Origin of the sequence: Nocardia vaccinii NBRC 15922 (assembly GCF_001613305.1) — a bacterium.
In the GTDB taxonomy this organism is placed as follows: domain Bacteria; phylum Actinomycetota; class Actinomycetes; order Mycobacteriales; family Mycobacteriaceae; genus Nocardia; species Nocardia vaccinii.
Genome location: NZ_BDCC01000007.1, coordinates 181,695 through 197,670 on the forward strand (window position 1 = coordinate 181,695; position 15,976 = coordinate 197,670).

The following is a 15,976-nucleotide window of genomic DNA, read 5'->3' on the forward strand; positions in this document are numbered from 1 at the left end:
GGCCGAGTGATCCTCAGCGATGTTCGCCGTGAAGCCGTTCGTGGGTGGTCAGCAGGACGTGATCGAACACATTCATCATCCCGGGCTCGGGGGGCGGGAGCAGCGACAGGTCGGCGATCAATCGGGACGCCAGGGCGCGGAGTTTTACGTTGGTTTCCTGGGAACGCCATACCAATAGTCGAAATGCTTGGGCGTCGCTGATTCGGTACATGAGCATCAGTACGCCCTTGGCTTTTTCGATCACTGCTCTGGCTTCCAGCATTTCCGGCAGTACCGTTGCGACCGTTGCTTTTTCGTTTCGGACCAGTGTGTCCGTCAAGTCGATGTAGAAGCCCGACGTGCCCGCGACGGTTCCGGAGGCATCGACGATACGGTCCGCGGCCACCATGACGCTGTGTATCGCGCCGGTCGTGTCCAAAAAACGGTGGCGGCTGGAGAACGGTTCGCCATTCTGTACCGCGCGGTTTATCAGGTCGGCGACCTGTTGACGGTCTTCGGGGTGTTTATGCGACAGCACCAGTTCGGTGGTCGGCTCGATCTCGCCGGGAATATATCCGTGCATGCGGAACACTTCCGGTGACCATTCCCAGCGGCCGGTGGCGAACCAGAAGCGGAAGCTGCCTGCTGTCGAGGGATCCACCCGGCAGCTTGCGGCAACCTCCGTCGGAGCGAACGGTTCGTCCATTCGGAACAGTATTGCCGCACCGGGGCCACTGCCGAGCATGATGAAGCGATCATTCGTCGTTCCGTTATGTGGCATCGCCGCACGACCGACGGCGGTGGCGTTTCGGGCGGTACGCCCCGAGCCCGATACAAACGGGGTAACGAGAAGGACCCTCGCGGTCCCGGCGGGGTCTGCGATCGACCGGCTCCGCCGGGACTACGCGCGCTCCGCGAGGGCTGTTACAGGTATGCCCCGCATTCCGGCCAGGCGCTGCGGCCCTGGTTGGCCAGGACGGTCTCGGCGACGCGGATCTGCTCGGCGCGACTGGCCTGCGCGGGCGACCCGGTGCCGCCGGCGGCCCGCCACGTGCTGCGGGCGATCTGGAGGCCGCCGAAGTAACCGTTGCCGGTGTCGGCGCTCCAGTTTCCACCGCTTTCACACGCGGCGACCGCGTCCCAGTCGTGGCCGCTGGATTCGGCTTGCGCAGCGGGAGAACTCATCACGGAAACCGCGGTAATAGCGGCGGTGATGCCGAGAATGCGGATGTCGAAAACACGCGGGTGGTGCACGGAGAATCTCCTTCCATGATCAGCTGACTCGACCGTTGGAAACCCGCTGTCGTGCGCGCGGGTATCGTCAGGGATTTCGCGAACCGTGGTATGGAAATTTCAGGTGTGCGTAAGGATCACCGGCGCGCGGGTGATGTACCGCGGCCGGGCCACTCCCGCCGCAATCGCGCGTAACCGCCAGTCGGTAATGCGCCGGCTACTGGGTCGACACCGGCTTTCGGCTGGACGAAAGGCCTGTGGATCCGTGCAGGAGTGGATAACTCTGGGCACTCTTTTCTCCGCGACAGACGATACGTCGAACCTCGTATATGTGCCGGAGAGTTTATTGAATCGAAACCCACCGATCACGGTATTTTCTCGGAAAACGAAATACGCACGTTTCATGTGTTGGGCACAGCGATGGCCCGGGGTCTGTGTGCTGCCCTCCCGGGAGTGTGGGTGGCCGCCGACGCGGACGACCGCTGAGTGGAAGGGCTGTATCTGGAATTCGACCAGGACAGGACGCAACGAGATCGGCGCGCGGTCGCGCGGAGATCTCGCGACTAGGGACGTTCGAATCCGGTGGCCTGGGTTGCTTCGTCGGCGACTCGCACACCGTAGTGGTAGGCGAGTTTGCCGCCGAGATATCCCGAGCCGCCCAGGACGAGCAGGGCGATGATGCTCAGCACCAACGGTCCGGCCGCGGTGGCGTCGTACGGTCCGCCGCTGTCGTACCGCCACAGGAATCCGACGACGAATGCCACCAGAACGGCCAGATTCAGGCCCATGTGCAGCAGGCCGGTCCGGAACGCGGGAGTGCGGGTGGGGATGGTCACCAGGTCCAGCGTTCCGACCGCCGCGGCGACGAGCGCGCCGATCACGCCGATCGCGATCAGCCACAATGCTCCCCGGGCGAGGAAGTCCGGGTCGTCGACCACGTGGGAACCGATGTCGAACACCAGGCTCGCGATCCACGCCCCGATCGGCACGGTCACCAGGATCGGATGGAACGGATGCCCGTAGGGGCCGGTCAACATCGCGGCCAGGGGGCGTTTGCCACGCTGTGATTCGCTCGTCACGACGATCTCCTTGTCCAGAGGGGATGGGGTTCGGTCCGACCGCGGCCGGTCGCCGCGCCTGCGGCGGGCCCTGGCTCAGCGGATCGGGCGGGATGGTCCCGAGGTGCCCGCCGGGTACTCGTCGAGCGGCACGAGGTTGCGGGACCAGGCCGACAGAATCGGAGTGACCACCCGCCAGGCCTGTTCGGCCTCGTCGGCGCGAATGGCCAGGGACGGGTCGCCGCGCAGTACGTCGAGCAGGAGCCTGCCGTAGGCAGGAAGTTCCGGCGGGTGCATCTGCGCGGTCAGGGTGAGTGGTTCCAGGGTGTTGACGGTGGGTCCGATGGTGGTGAGTTCGAGCGACAGGCATTCGGGATCGAGCCCGAATCGCAGCACGTCGGGCGCGGCGGTGCCCTGGTGACCGAAGGGTATGTGGGGGACCGGGCGGAAGTGGACGGCGACCTCCTTGCGATCCGAACCCAGCGCTTTGCCGCTGCGCAGCACGAAATTCGTACCCGACCAGCGCCAGCTGTCGATCGTCAGCTCGACCGCGGCGAACGTCTCGGTCCGTCGCTGTGGATCGACGCCGTGTTCCTCGACGTAGGAGGGAACGTCGCGCTCGCCGATGCTGCCCGCCAGATAACGGCCACGGCTGGTGCGGCGCGGGATATCGGCGTCGGTCAGGGGGCGGATCGATCGCAGGACATCGACCTTCCGGTCCCGAAGATCGCGTTCGGACAGGGTGATCGGCGGTTCCATGGCGATCAGGCACAGCAGTTGCAACAGGTGGTTCTGCACCATGTCCTTGAGGGCGCCGACATAGTCGTAATATCCGGCTCTGCCCTCGAGCGTGAGGGTTTCTTCCCAGATGATCTCCACCTCGGCGATGTGCGCGCTGTTCCAGACGGACTCGAGTATCCGATTCGCCAGCCTGCTGCCGAGCAGGTTCTGCACGGTCGTCATGGCGAGGAAATGGTCCACTCGGAACACGGCTTGTTCGGGCACGAGATCCGCGAGCAGCCGATTCAGCTCCTCCGCACCGGCCAGATCTTCACCGAACGGCTTCTCCAGCACGATCCGGCTGCCCGCCGGCAGACCGGCCTCGTGCAGCGTCGTGACCGCCGTGGGAAACAGCGCCGGGGGGAGTGCGAGGTAGATCGCGACCGGTTCGTCGCCGGGTATCAGCCGCGCCACATCCTCCGAACTCTGGATATCCGCCCGTCGATAGCGGGTCGCGGCCTCGGTCGCCTTCCGCGCCGTGGCCGGTGCGTCGGCGGCATGGCGATCGAGTTGGGTCGCGACCCACTGCTGAAACTGTTCCTCGCTCCGGCCCTTCCGATCGGCACACACCATTTCGAAGCGACTGTCCAGATGCCCGTTCGCGAACAGTGCGCTGACACCCGGCAACAGGTAGCGACCGGCGAGGTCTCCCGTACCGCCTAAGACGACCAGTCGCGTGATCACGCGGCGACCGCCCGCGCTCGGCCCGGATTCGCGACGTCGGGATCGTACATACGGCCCCTTCCACGAGTGTGACTGACCAGCGACAAATTCAGTGGAATCTGTTCAGCGGCTACGTGCTCGATCTTCGTGTCCGATATCTGGAACCTCTGGTCACAACCGTCGACATCGAATTCGTGCGTCATCGCGGATCGCAGCGTCGTGGCGTCGGAAAACGCCCTCCTCGTGATTTCAGGCTAGCAGCTAGCATCATCCCAGCAAACAGCCTTGATCCGCGCACCCGGGTTGCTCGGGAAGTCCGGTAACCGGCGCTCGCCGGTGTATCCGCGCGCACGCGGCACCCCACCAGCGGGAAGGTGGTGTTACCGGCAGTCGTCGGACGATGTGTGGCGGTAACCTCTTCGGGCGTCGCGGTCGAATTCGCCTGCGCCGCTTCTGCTCGACCGCGGAGTGCGTGGTGCCGGCGTGAGGCTTTTTCTCAGCGGCGCAAGCGATTCCGCGCGTGGCTCGGTGCACTCGGCTCCGGCCGCACGAACCCCACCATCCGATCTCTCGCCTGGAGCCGCATCAGTGACACGACCTTCGATCGAGACCGCCACGACCTCGCCGACCGACTTCGCCGGTCCGCGGGTGGCGCTGTACACCGAGGAATTCTCCGCCGACCCGCACCGCGCCTATCGCGATATGCGCGCGCGGTACGGCTCGCTGGTACCGGTGGATCTCGCGCCCGGCGTGCCCGCGACCCTGGTGATCGGCTACCGCACCGCGCTGCGCATCCTGCACGATCCCGCACATTTCCCGGCCGATTCCCGGATCTGGCAACGCGATATCCCGAGAGACTGCCCGGTGCTGCCGATGTTGGAATGGCGTCCCGCCGCGATCCGCACCAGCGGCGCCGAACACCAGCGCTACCGGCAGGCCACGGTCGACGGCGTCAACGGGATCGATCAGTTCGCGTTGCGTGGCGTCGTGGAGCAGGTCGCCTTCTCGCTGATCAACGGTTTCTGCGCCGCGGGCACCGCCGATCTGATCTCGCAATATGCGCTGCCGCTCGCGTTCACCATGATCAACGCCATGCTCGGCTGTCCGCAGGACATCGGTCAGCGTGCCGCGGCCGGGATGGCGGCGATGTTCGACGGCGTGAACGCGGCCGAAGGCAGCGCCATGTTCGCCGGTGCGATGTCGGACCTGGTGTCTCTCAAGCGGTCCCATCCCGGCGACGATGTCGTGACGCGACTGCTGCAGCATCGGACCGAACTCGACAACGAGGAAATGATCCATCAGGTGCTGTCGTTCTACGGCGCGGGAATCGAACCGCTGCAGAACCTGATCGCCAACACACTGCAGCTGATGCTCACCGACGACCGGTTCGGCGGCGGCCTGCTCGGCGGCAGCCTGTCGACCCGGGACGCCCTGGACGAACTGCTCTTCACCGATCCGCCCCTGTCGAACTACGCGATAACCTTTCCGCGGCAACCGATCCTGATCGATGATGTCTGGCTCCCGGCGCACCAGCCCGTCATGATCAGCCTGGCCGCCTGCAACAACGATCCCGAGATCAACAACGGCGAGTACACCGACAACCGTTCACATCTCGCCTGGAGCGCCGGTCCCCATGCCTGCCCGGCGAATTCGGTGGCATATCTGATCGCCCAGGACGCCATCGACCAGCTGCTCGACGCCCTGCCGGAACTGAGCCTGGCCGTGCCCAGAGACGAATTGTCTTGGCGGCCCGGACCTTTTCACCGCTCACTGACCGCGCTGCCGGTCGTATTTCCCGCCACGCCACCCCTGACCTTGCCGTGACATCGCTGCCGCCGCGCGGGCCGAATCACGGCGCGCGCGGGACGGCCGCGGCTACCTCGCGCCGCGAGCGGATGCCGAGCTTGGCCAGAATATTCGACACGTGTGACTGAATCGTCCTGCGCGACAGGAACATTTGAGCAGCGATATCGGAGTTCGAGAACCCTTCGGCCACCAGGGCGGCCACCTTGCGTTCGGTCTCGGTCAGCGCCGGCCAACCGAACTTGGGACGGTTGCGTGGGCCGCGCACGCCGCGGCGGATGCCGTAGGGCCGCACCCGCGCGACCGCGCGAGCGCTGTCCCACGCGGCGCCCAGCCGCGAAAACCCTTCCACCGCTGTGTCGAGCGCCGCGCGGGCGTCGGCCACCCGCCCCGACGCGGCGAGCAGCACGGCGGCGTTCTCGTGGGACTGCGCCTCGTGCAGCGGCCATCGGGCCCGCGCGAACGACCGCGCGGCATCGAGCACGGTCGTCGCGTCGCGCTCCGCCATACCCCGGCACAGCAGTGCGGTCGCGGTTCTGGCCGGGGTCTGCCGGCGCGCCACCAGGGCGTCGGCAGCCGCGGTCACGGTCCGAGCCGCATCGTCGTCGCCGACGTCGGCCGCCAGCCGGGCGATATCGGGAAAGGTGTAATACAACGTCGGTCCGGCCAGGCTGTCGGTCAGTTCGTGATACGCGTCCAGCAGCAGCTTCAGCGCCAGGTCCGAATTGCCGGTCGTCTCGTGTACCAGCGCGTTGACCCAGGGATGGAACTGTGCGTAGCCGTTACTGCCCAACCGGCCGTCCGGGGCGGGAACCGTATCCGGGTCCGGTAGGAACGTTCCCCGATGTATGCCGATCAGCGCCGCCAAGGCCTCGGCCACCAGCGCGTAGCCGAGGACATCGGGAGCCTCCACGCCGGAGGTGCATTCGGCCAGCGCATCGTCCCAGCGACCGTCGAGCAGGTGCAATCGCGCTTTGGCCACCAGGTTCGCGGACAGATACACACCGTGTGAGCTGCGGTTGTGCCGGATGGCCGTGGTCAGCCTCTGTTCGGCCTCGGCGAACCGGCCGAGCTCGATCAGACAGTGCGCGTGCAGGATGTACGGGTCGAACTGGTCCGACCCGGTTCCGTTCTCGAACAGGGCCGGGATCCGGCCGCTGAGCTGCACGGCTTCGTCGAGGTAGCCCTCGGTGTAGCGAACCGCTCCCAGCGTGATGAGGCCCCAGCCGGTCGCGAGCGGATCCTGGGCGGACTCGCCCAGTTGCAGCGCTTGCCGCCCGGCCGCCTCGGCCGCGGCAAGCCGGTTCAGGAAGAAATTGTCCAGTCCGGCCATGCCGAGCATGCGGCCCTTGTCCGCGGGGCCGAGCCGCATCGTGGACAACGCCTCTTCGGCCACCGCGACGGCGTCGGCCATCCGGCCCTGGGCATGGCAGGCCTGTGCGAGCAACCAGCGCAGTTCTACGTCGTCGCCCGGCGCGGGCCACGCGGACAACGCGGACCGGACCACCGATTCGGCCGTTGTCGCCGATCCGTTCCACAACAGTGCCTTGGCCTGCAGCCTGATCAGCGTCGGCCGCAGGCGGGTGTCGGTGGTGGTCGCCGCGCGGGTCAGCAGCCGCACCGCCAGATCGGGTGCGCGCACGATCAACGTGTCCGCGACCGCCACCAGCCAATCCAGACTCGCTCCGTCCAGCTCGCGGTCATCCCTCGACAGGTAATAGGCGACCCGCTCGATCGGTGCGTCGGTCTGCTGCAGCACCTGCCCGGCGCGCCGGAGCAGATCCGATCGCAGCGAGGCGGGCAGTCGCTCGGCCAGCACCTGGCGGATCACGTCGTGCCGGAACACGAGTTCGGAATTCACCTGCACGAGCAGTCCGCCGTCGATCGCCTCGGTGGCCGTTGCCCAGGTCTCCAAAATCGGATTGCCCAGCACCGCAGCCAGTTCCGTGACGTGCACCACCGGGCCGAGCGCCGCGGCCATGGGCAGTACGTCGCGTACCGGGCGGGAGAGCGTATCCAGTCGCTGCGAAATCGCCTCGGACAGCGAAGGTTCCGCGGTGATTCCGGTGGGATCGGCGGTGTCGGCGACGACCGTGATCGATCCGTCGCGCAGCAGCGCGGCCACCAGTTCCGTTATGTAGAGCGGATTTCCGCCGACGCCGAGGGCCGTGCGCAGCAGGCCCGGACCCGGGGTGGCTCGCACCAGATGCCCGACCAGTGTCGTGGTCGCGGCGTCGGTCAACGGCCCGAGCCGCACCCGCGGCGCGCGGCGCGCGGCCAGGTCGGTCACCACCTCGGCGAAGGCCGCGTCTCGCGGGAGTGGGCGCGCGGCGAGCAGAACCACCAGTGGCAGGTCGTCGGCGAGAGCGCCGAGCCGGTGCAGCACCGCCAGGCTCGACCGGTCCGCCCAGTGCGTGTCGTCCAGGATCAGCGCGACCGGGCCCGCGGAACACCAGGTATCGACATGTTCCAGAATCGCCTCGCTGACAGCGAATTCGTGGGTGGCCGCGGCACCACCGTCCGTGCCGCGCAGCAGTGCCCGAATGCGATCCGTCGCGTCATCGGCCGCGCCGCGGTCCGCGTCCAGCCAGGAGCAGACCGCGGCGAACGGCATGTCCCGCCGAAGTTCGTCGGCGGCGCCACGGCGCACGCGCAGCCCGGCCGCCGCATAACGCGCGGTAACCGCCTCGAGCAGTGCGGTTTTGCCGATGCCGGCCTCGCCCTCCACCAGGGCGACCACACCCTGACCGGCAATGGCCCGCGCCGCGAGCGAGGCCAGTGCCTCGATCTCGGCATCGCGGCCGACCAAGACGGTGGTTTCCTGCATTCGGCCGAGTCTAAGGCGGTCGGAGCCGTCCGGCGCCCGGTCCGTGCTGTCCGACCACAGCGGCATCGGCTCCAGGGCCTCGGCGCGCAGGATGCGGATATTTTCGGCCGTCGCGACGGATGTTCCCGGGGTCGCGCTGCCATACCGTTCCGGGCGGAGACGGTCGCCCGGTCCGCCTCTCATCGACGAACCAGCCGCAGGAGACAGCCGTGACCGATGTATCCAGCCGCAATCCCGTGTTGGAGACGGTGCGAGGGATCGCTCGCATCGGCGGACACGTCGCCCGGGAACGGATCGCCCGGCCACGCGCCGTCGCCGCGACGGATATTCCGGTCACCGGACGTGAGGTCACCACGCAGTGGCTGACGGCCGTGCTCTGCGACGGACACGACGGAGCCGCGGTCGAGTCGTTCGCGACCGAGAACGTCAGCGCGGGCACATCGACCCGATGGAAGCTCACTGTCACATACAACGAAGCGGGCCGGGCCGCCGCACTGCCGGAGCGGTTGTTCGCCAAGACCACCGCGCACTTCAAACAGCGGCTCACCCTCGATCTCGCCGGAATCCTCGGTGGCGAGCCGGGATTCTTCACTCACCTGCGCCCGGAACTCGATATCGAGGCCCCGCGGAGTTACCACAGCGCTATCGACCAGCGATCGGGACGCACGATCTCACTGCTCGAGGATATCGACAGCAGTAAGGGCGCCAGCTTCTGCTCACCGCACACCCCCATCAGCCGCGGCCAGATCGAAGATCTGTTGCGCACCATGGCAACCTGGCATGCCTACTACTGGAACCATCCCGAACTCGATCGGCACGCCTGGTTGAAGCCGCCGCGAGCTCATTTCGCGAATCTCGACCGGTTGATCGGCATGTCCAAGCGGTCCCGGGTGGGCGCCCGGCGCGCGGCGTCGGTGCTGCCGGAAGCACTTGCGGGCCAACATGACCGGCTGTACCGGGCACTGGAACGGTCTTTGGAGATCGCCAGCTCCGGCCCGCAGACATTCCTGCACGGCGATTCCCATATCGGCAACACCTACCGCACCCGCGCGGGGCGGATGGGGTTCACCGACTGGCAGGTCGTGTTGCGTGGCAGCTGGGCCTACGACTTCGCCTATGTGGTGAATTCCGGCCTCGCCGTTGCCGATCGGCGCGAATGGGACCGCGAGTTGTTGACCGTCTACCTCGACCGGCTCGCGGAATGCGGCGCTCCGGCGCCCGATTTCGGTTCGGCCTGGCTGGCGTACCGACAGCAGTCGCTGTATCCGTACTTCATTTGGCTCTCGACCATCGGCCACAGCGTCATTCAGCCGAAATACCAGCCCGACGAGGTCAGCCTGGGCATCATCGAGCGCACCGCCGCCGCCGTCCTCGACCACGACGCCGCGCGGGCGGTCGACGAGGCGCCGTGAGCGGAGTGGCCGCTTCGACGGCGACCCGCGGCAGGAAGTAACCGACGAGGGGGCCCATGGCGAAGGCGATGAGTACGGTGCCGATGCCGATGGTGCCGCCGAGCAGCCAGCCGGTGGTGGCCACGGTGACTTCGATGACCGTGCGTACCAGGGCAATCGGTTTGCGAGTGAGTCGGACCAGGCCGGTCATCAGTCCGTCACGTGGCCCGGAGCCGAACTGTGCGCCGAGGTAGAGGGCATCGAAGAACGCCAAGCCGATGATCCCGGCGATCAGGTAGAGCACTCGGATTTCGATATCGGGTGGGTCCGGAACGATCCGTGCGGTCGCGTCGGCGGCGAAGCCGATGAGCACGACGTTGAGAAGTGTTCCCAGGCCGGGAAGTTCGCGCATGGGGATCCATGCGAGGAGTACGACAACGGCGATGAGGTTGGTCGCGGCGCCGAACGAGATTCCGGTGGACCCGGCGATGCCTTCGGTGAGCACACTCCAGCTGGCGGCGCCCAACCCGGAGGTGACCAGCACCATCACCGATGCGCCGTAACCGATCAGCCCGATCAGCAGTTGCGCCGATCTGCGCGGTTTGCGTCCGGCGCGCAGTTGTTCGACAGCGTTCATGCGGCGGAGGACGAATTGATCGCCGTGTTCGGCGGTCTGGTGATGCGGTGGAGTCACCGGGCCATCCTCCAAGATTCTGGTATGTGATTCGATAGCCAGATTTGCGATCCTGGTTCGATGAAGATCGGTTCGACGGCGGTGGCGCGGATGCTCGGTTCGTGGGATGAGGGGCCGGGTCCGGCGCACCAGCGCCTGGCGGACCGGCTGCGGCTGCTGGTGCTGGATGGACGCCTGGTGATTGCTGCGGCGTTGCCGAGCGAACGGGATCTGGCGCTCGCTCTCGGCGTGAGTCGCACGACAGTCGGTACCGCCTATCGGACGCTGGCCGACGCGCAATTCATCGACACCCGGCCACGGTCGAGGGCCGTCGTTCGGCTTCCCGACGATCCGGCGCCGCGCCGGCGGGCCGCGTCATCGTCTCCGACGATCGATCTGTCGTTCGCCGCACCGGCCGCACCCGGCCCGATACTGCACCGCGCCTTCAGCGCCGCGTTGGAACGGTTGCCCCGCTATTTCGATCGCCGGGGGTACGAGCGCGACGGCGTGACCGAACTCCGGGAATCGGTCGCGCGGTGGTATGCCGGGCGAGGATTGCCGACGCGTCCGAATCAGATCATGATCACCAACGGCGCGCAGCACGCGCTCGCCCTGATCGCTCGCGCCCTGGTCCGCCCCGGTGACCGCGTCGTGATCGATCATCCGACCTACCCGCATGCGATCCGGGCCTTCACCGACGTCCGCGCCCGCCTCGTTCCGGTCGCGCTCGAACCGGAGGGCTGGGATGTCGAACAACTGCGGGTCGCCGGCCGAGACGCCGCGCTGGCCTATCTCATTCCCGACTTCCACAACCCGACCGGACAGTGCATGCCCGCGCAGGTGCGGCGCGGCCTGGAGCCGGGCTGTCCGGTGGTGGTCGACGAGACGATGGCCGATCTGGGCATCGACCTGCCGCGGCCGATCGCGTTCGCGGCCGACCACCCGGATGCGATCAGCATCGGGTCGACGTCGAAGAGTATCTGGGGCGGATTGCGGATCGGGTGGATCCGGGCCGGATCATCAATCCTGAACCGCCTGTCGCAGACGCGTCCCGGCACCGACCTGGGCACCCCGATCCTGGAACAACTGGCCGCGAGCATCCTGCTCGACAGCCTCCACACTCATCTACCCGACCGGATCGAGCGACTTCGAGCGCAGCGTGACGTGTTGTACAACGCACTGTCCCGACACCTTCCGGGCTGGTCGGTGCCGATTCCGCCGGGCGGGTTGTCGTTCTGGGTCGCTCTCGACGATCCGATCAGCTCGCGCCTGGCCGCGATCGCACCCGACTACGGCATCACCCTGGCCGCCGGGCCCCGATTCGGCATCGGCGGCGCGTTCGAACGTCATGTGCGGCTGCCCTATTCGCTGCCGGCGGGCGAACTCGCCGCGGCGGTCGAGCATTTGGCAGCGGCGCGGCAGGCGATCCTGCGCGGTGAACGCGGAAAACACAAACCGTCGACCGTTGCGTGAAAGGTGTTCGGCACGAACATGTTCGCGGCGGGCGGCGGACGCTTCGAAAGGCGTTCCGGAAACGGCGGACGTCCCCGGAAATCCGGGGCCGTCCGCGGTGTGGGCGCCGAGTGCTCAGAAGCAGTAGGGGAATTTGCAGTAATGCGGGTCGTTCGGGCCGAAGATCAACAGGACCAGGCCGTTGACAATGCTGTCGGTCACCGCCGAACCGGTGTTGAAGTCGACGTGCTGTGCGGCGACGGGCCGGTCGGTGACAGCACCCACCGCCACATCCGCGGACGCCGTCGCCGGTGCTGCGATCAGAACACCGGCGACCATCGCCGGCAGAACCTTCCGGATCATCATGCCGCCCTTCGCTATTCGGTCGAGTGTATCGGCAGCGTAGCGGAGCGACGGGCGGTCAGGGCGGTACCGGAAGAACGCGGCAACGTTCTCAGGGAAATCTCAGCGAAGGCACAGCATGCCGGATGGGCACGTAAGGTCGGCTCACTCGTCCTGGTGGTGATGCCGCGCTTCGGTCCCGTGCGGCGAGCCGCCGGTCGTCCGATTCCAGATCTGCCCGTCTCGGGTTCGAAGCGTTGTGCGGCCGCGTCGAGATCGGCTCCGGAGTACGCTGCCGCTGTCACGAGAGTGATGCTGGGCGGTGGAACGCCGCTGTGAACGACGCCCCACCTGATGGGCTACCTGGTCCACACCCAGCGGACCAGTGCGAGCGCCCCGGCGATCACGGCAGCTGCTGTCGACACCATGCCGTAGTCGACCGGGGCATTGTTCTTTGCCGGCGATGTTTCGTCATTCCCATCACCTCCTTCCTGGGCGCGGTGTGTGGACCATGTCCACCGCCCCTCGGCTGGAGGTGTCACTACCTTACGTCGTGTATTCGAGTGGAACCGTTGGGGCACAACGGCTTCCATTGTTATGGAACGTTGTGTAAGTGGGCTCGGGTAAGTACCGCAAGCTGCACGGTGTTGTCCGTGCGGGAGCGTCGGACACGAGTTGCCCGGAGGTCGCCTGACCGGGCTCGAGTAATCTGCTCATCCAGGCGCCTCGATGCCGGTCGGGGTTCACGGCGAAAGGGCAGGTGTGGCGGGCGCGAGGATGGTGGGGCTGTTCGCCGGGATCGGCGGACTCGAGCTCGGCCTCGGCGCGCACGGGTGGAGCACCGAATTGTTGTGTGAGATCGATTCCGGTGCGCGGGCCGTGCTTTCGGCGCGTTTTCCGGATGTCGAGGTGCATCAGGACGTCACCCGGTTGCGTGCGCTGCCGGCCGGGACCGAGCTGGTCGCGGCGGGTTTTCCCTGTCAGGATCTGTCGCAGGCGGGGCGGACCGCCGGAATCACGGGTGCGCGTTCGGGTCTGGTGGACGAGGTGTTCCGGTTGGTGCGGCGGCGTCGCGGTCCGCGGTGGCTGTTGATCGAGAACGTGCCGTTCATGCTGCAACTCGGGCGTGGACAGGCGATGCGGCACATCACCTCCGCGCTGGAGGAATACGGCTACATGTGGGCGTATCGAGTGGTGGATGCGCGGGCGTTCGGACTGCCGCAGCGGCGATTGCGGGTGCTGATGCTGGCCTCGCGCACCGAAGATCCGCGGCCGGTGCTGTTCGGGACCGATGCCGGACCGCACGAGATCGGGGATCCGGCGGTCGATCCGTGCGGCTTCTACTGGACCGAGGGGGTGCGCGGGCTGGGCTGGGCGGTCAATGCCGTGCCGACGCTCAAGGGCGGGTCGGGGCTGGGCATCGCCAGCCCACCGGCCGTCCGCCTGCCCTCGGGCGAGATCGTGACGCCCGGCATCACCGATGCCGAACGGCTGCAAGGGTTTTCGCGGGACTGGACCGCCCCCGCGCTGACCGTGCCGGGGGTGCGGGCCGGGCATCGCTGGAAACTGGTCGGCAATGCGGTGAGTGTGCGGATGGCGACCTGGGTCGGCGGACGGCTGGCCGATCCGTCGGGGGTGGCGATACCCGAGGATGGCGTGTTGTCCGGGCAGCGCTGGCCGACCGCGGCCTGGGGGCGGGCCGGGACGGCGTACCGGGTGCCGATCTCGACCTGGCCGATCCATGCGCCGTACGAGGATCTGCGCTGGTTCCTCGAGGACGCCCAATTGCTGTCCGCGCGCGCCACCGCCGGATTCCTGCGCCGGGCCGGGCGTGGGACACTGCGCTTCCCGCCGGGTTTCCTGGCCGATGTGCAGAACCATCTGCTGCGCATGGGCGGATCACCGCAGGAGGCCGCTTAGCGTGCAGAGGACGTGTACATGAGTTCGGGACGACCCGGCACCGACGCGGCGACCAGCGCCCGGATGTCCCGGCAGCGCCGGGTCGGCACCAAGCCGGAGATCGCGTTGCGCAAGGAGTTGCACCGCCGTGGCCGCCGCTATTTCGTGGATCGCGCGCCGCTGCCCGGGATGCGCCGTCGCGCGGATCTGGTCTTCCCGCGATATCGCGTCGCGGTCTACGTCGACGGCTGTTTCTGGCACAGCTGCCCCGAACACGCCACCTTCCCGAAGAACAACGCCCGGTGGTGGGCCGAGAAACTGGCCGGGAACGTCGTCCGGGACCGCGACACCGACGCCCGCCTCGCCGCGGCGGGCTGGACCGTGGTCCGCGTCTGGGAACACGAGGACCCCATCCGCGCCGCCGATCGAGTTCAAGCCGCGCTGACCTCCCAATAGCGGTTCTGGTCTCGCTCATCAGGGATGATTGAGGAGTAACTCCGGTATCCGGCCGTCCAGTATGCGTGCCCGGATCGAGGAATCGAGGGCGATGACACCGCACAGGCAAGCGCCTTCCCCGGTCGAGCCTCGACGCGGTCCGGGCGAGTTCCGGTACGGAGTGCGCGTGCCCCGCACCGGACCCGACAGAACCTGTGGAGCATGCGGCAACAGTCGCGGTTGTCGTTCCGGGAGCTCGGTTCGGAACCCAGTGCACGGATGCCGGTCGCCCTCGGATGTGCGGCGGCCGACCGGGAGTGGTGTGGAATGTCGCCGGACGCGCGGGTGTTCACGGCGAGTGGGCGGGTAGGTGTCGCTATCGAGTGAACGTGGGTTGATCCGGTCCGGGCGGATATTGCCGACACGGCAATGCGCGCCCGGGGCGCGTGAGAGGGACAGATCGGTGCGGACGGTGGCTTCGAATGGGCGCAGACCATGACGCCGGGTGCGACCGCTGGGTCGGTCGGTTCCGCGCCGTGGTGGCGCTCCCGGACTGTTCGGTGCGCGATCGCTCTGGCGATTGCCGTTGCGGGGGTTTGCTATTCGTCGTGGGTGCTGGAGTTCGTGTTGCCGTTGCGGACGAATCCGGTGCGATCGTTTCTGAGTGAACTGGACGCACAGGGACGGGCCGATGCCTGGGTGTTCACCGCGGGGGACACGATCACCGGGTCGCTGGCGCTGGTCGCGGGGATCGCGGGGCTGGTGGCGTTCGCGCGGCGGCGGTTGTCCACGGTCGGGTGGGTGGCGCTGGCATGTTTCGGGGCGTCGACGATCGCCGACGCGCAGTGGCCGCTGCACACCTGTACACCGAATCCGTGTCCGCCCGAGGACGACGGCCTATTCCCGCAACTACATCAGATCCACGCGTTGACCAGCACGCTCGCGGTGATGTCGATCTTCGTCGCGATGATCGCATTCACTGCGGCGGCGTTCCGGTATCGGCGCTGGCCGATTCTGCGGCACAGCGGGCTGTGGATACTGATCCTCGGATCGGGGGTGACGCTGTGGATGCTGATCGCGGACAATCTGCCGGGGAACTACGCCCTCGGCATCGCCCAGCGCATTCAGGTGGGGGCTATGTCGCTGTGGATGGTCGCGCTGGCCGTGCAGATCTTCGTGGCCGAACGCACGGTCAGCGGCGGCGAACCCGCACCGCGACCAGCGAACGGGGAGCCGAGGAAGCCAGGAATCCGGAGGCGGCCATCGTGAGGAAGACGGCCAGTATGGCGGTCACGGCCAGGACTTCAGCAATTGTGCTCATGACACCACGGTGCCAGCTCAGCCTGTACACGATCCGTGGGCTTCATCGGTAAATCCTGAGAATCCCGCCGGAGCGGGCGAGTTGCCCGGTCCGGAAATTCGGTTGGCCGGGATCGCGATT

General features: G+C 67.3%; 13 protein-coding genes. 6 read left to right on the forward strand and 7 right to left on the reverse strand.

The genetic code is table 11. From position 1 onward, the window contains the following. Nucleotides 1-13: 13 nt before the first annotated feature. From NV1_RS03545 to NV1_RS03560, 4 genes are all read right to left on the reverse strand, one after another. Complete coding sequence (locus NV1_RS03545) at nt 14-685, reverse strand: PAS and ANTAR domain-containing protein (RefSeq protein WP_067885799.1); 672 nt, start codon at nt 683-685, stop codon at nt 14-16. A 218-nt stretch (nt 686-903) separates the two neighbouring features. Beyond that, entirely contained in the window at nt 904-1,164 is a 261-nt protein-coding gene (locus tag NV1_RS03550) for a transglycosylase family protein (protein ID WP_084525074.1), read from the reverse strand. 611 nt (nt 1,165-1,775) lie between these two features. After that, a complete protein-coding gene (locus NV1_RS03555; RefSeq protein WP_245713540.1) occupies nt 1,776-2,291 on the reverse strand; it encodes a DUF2231 domain-containing protein in 516 nt (171 codons plus the stop codon). 75 nt (nt 2,292-2,366) lie between these two features. Then, nucleotides 2,367-3,734 carry a glucose-6-phosphate dehydrogenase gene (locus tag NV1_RS03560; protein WP_067885405.1) on the reverse strand — a complete coding sequence of 456 codons (1,368 nt, stop codon included), beginning with the start codon at nt 3,732-3,734 and terminating at the stop codon, nt 2,367-2,369. 567 nt (nt 3,735-4,301) lie between these two features. On the opposite strand from NV1_RS03560, the gene NV1_RS03570 reads away from it, so the two are divergent. Next, a complete protein-coding gene (locus NV1_RS03570; protein ID WP_067885409.1) occupies nt 4,302-5,537 on the forward strand; it encodes a cytochrome P450 family protein in 1,236 nt (411 codons plus the stop codon). 25 nt (nt 5,538-5,562) lie between these two features. Here the strand turns inward: NV1_RS03570 and NV1_RS03575 are convergent, their stop codons facing one another. Beyond that, a complete protein-coding gene (locus NV1_RS03575; protein ID WP_169813284.1) occupies nt 5,563-8,343 on the reverse strand; it encodes a helix-turn-helix transcriptional regulator in 2,781 nt (926 codons plus the stop codon). Nucleotides 8,344-8,552: 209 nt separating this feature from the next. Here NV1_RS03575 and NV1_RS03580 point away from each other — a divergent pair, with 209 nt between their 5' ends. Continuing rightward, on the forward strand, nt 8,553-9,755 hold the full coding sequence (locus NV1_RS03580) for a phosphotransferase (RefSeq protein WP_245713541.1): 1,203 nt from the start codon (nt 8,553-8,555) through the stop codon (nt 9,753-9,755). Here NV1_RS03580 and yczE read toward each other — a convergent pair. Next, nucleotides 9,688-10,428 carry a membrane protein YczE gene (gene yczE / locus NV1_RS03585; RefSeq protein WP_218026913.1) on the reverse strand — a complete coding sequence of 247 codons (741 nt, stop codon included), beginning with the start codon at nt 10,426-10,428 and terminating at the stop codon, nt 9,688-9,690. The two genes, NV1_RS03580 and yczE, sit on opposite strands and share 68 nt — an antisense overlap. A gap of 60 nt (nt 10,429-10,488) precedes the next feature. Here yczE and yczR point away from each other — a divergent pair, with 60 nt between their 5' ends. Beyond that, nucleotides 10,489-11,880, forward strand: coding sequence for a MocR-like transcription factor YczR (gene yczR / locus NV1_RS03590; protein WP_067885413.1), 1,392 nt, complete (start codon nt 10,489-10,491; stop codon nt 11,878-11,880). A 114-nt stretch (nt 11,881-11,994) separates the two neighbouring features. On the opposite strand, the gene NV1_RS03595 is transcribed toward yczR, so the two are convergent. Beyond that, nucleotides 11,995-12,198, reverse strand: a complete 204-nt coding sequence (locus NV1_RS03595) for a hypothetical protein (protein ID WP_157116524.1) — start codon at nt 12,196-12,198, stop codon at nt 11,995-11,997. A gap of 780 nt (nt 12,199-12,978) precedes the next feature. Between NV1_RS03595 and NV1_RS03600 the strand changes: the two genes are divergently transcribed. From NV1_RS03600 to NV1_RS03610, 3 genes are all read left to right on the forward strand, one after another. Continuing rightward, complete coding sequence (locus NV1_RS03600; protein WP_067885803.1) at nt 12,979-14,121, forward strand: DNA cytosine methyltransferase; 1,143 nt, start codon at nt 12,979-12,981, stop codon at nt 14,119-14,121. 18 nt (nt 14,122-14,139) lie between these two features. Then, nucleotides 14,140-14,556, forward strand: coding sequence for a very short patch repair endonuclease (locus NV1_RS03605; RefSeq protein WP_067885804.1), 417 nt, complete (start codon nt 14,140-14,142; stop codon nt 14,554-14,556). A 474-nt stretch (nt 14,557-15,030) separates the two neighbouring features. Beyond that, nucleotides 15,031-15,804, forward strand: a complete 774-nt coding sequence (locus tag NV1_RS03610) for a DUF998 domain-containing protein (RefSeq protein WP_067885417.1) — start codon at nt 15,031-15,033, stop codon at nt 15,802-15,804. Nucleotides 15,805-15,976: the final 172 nt, after the last annotated feature.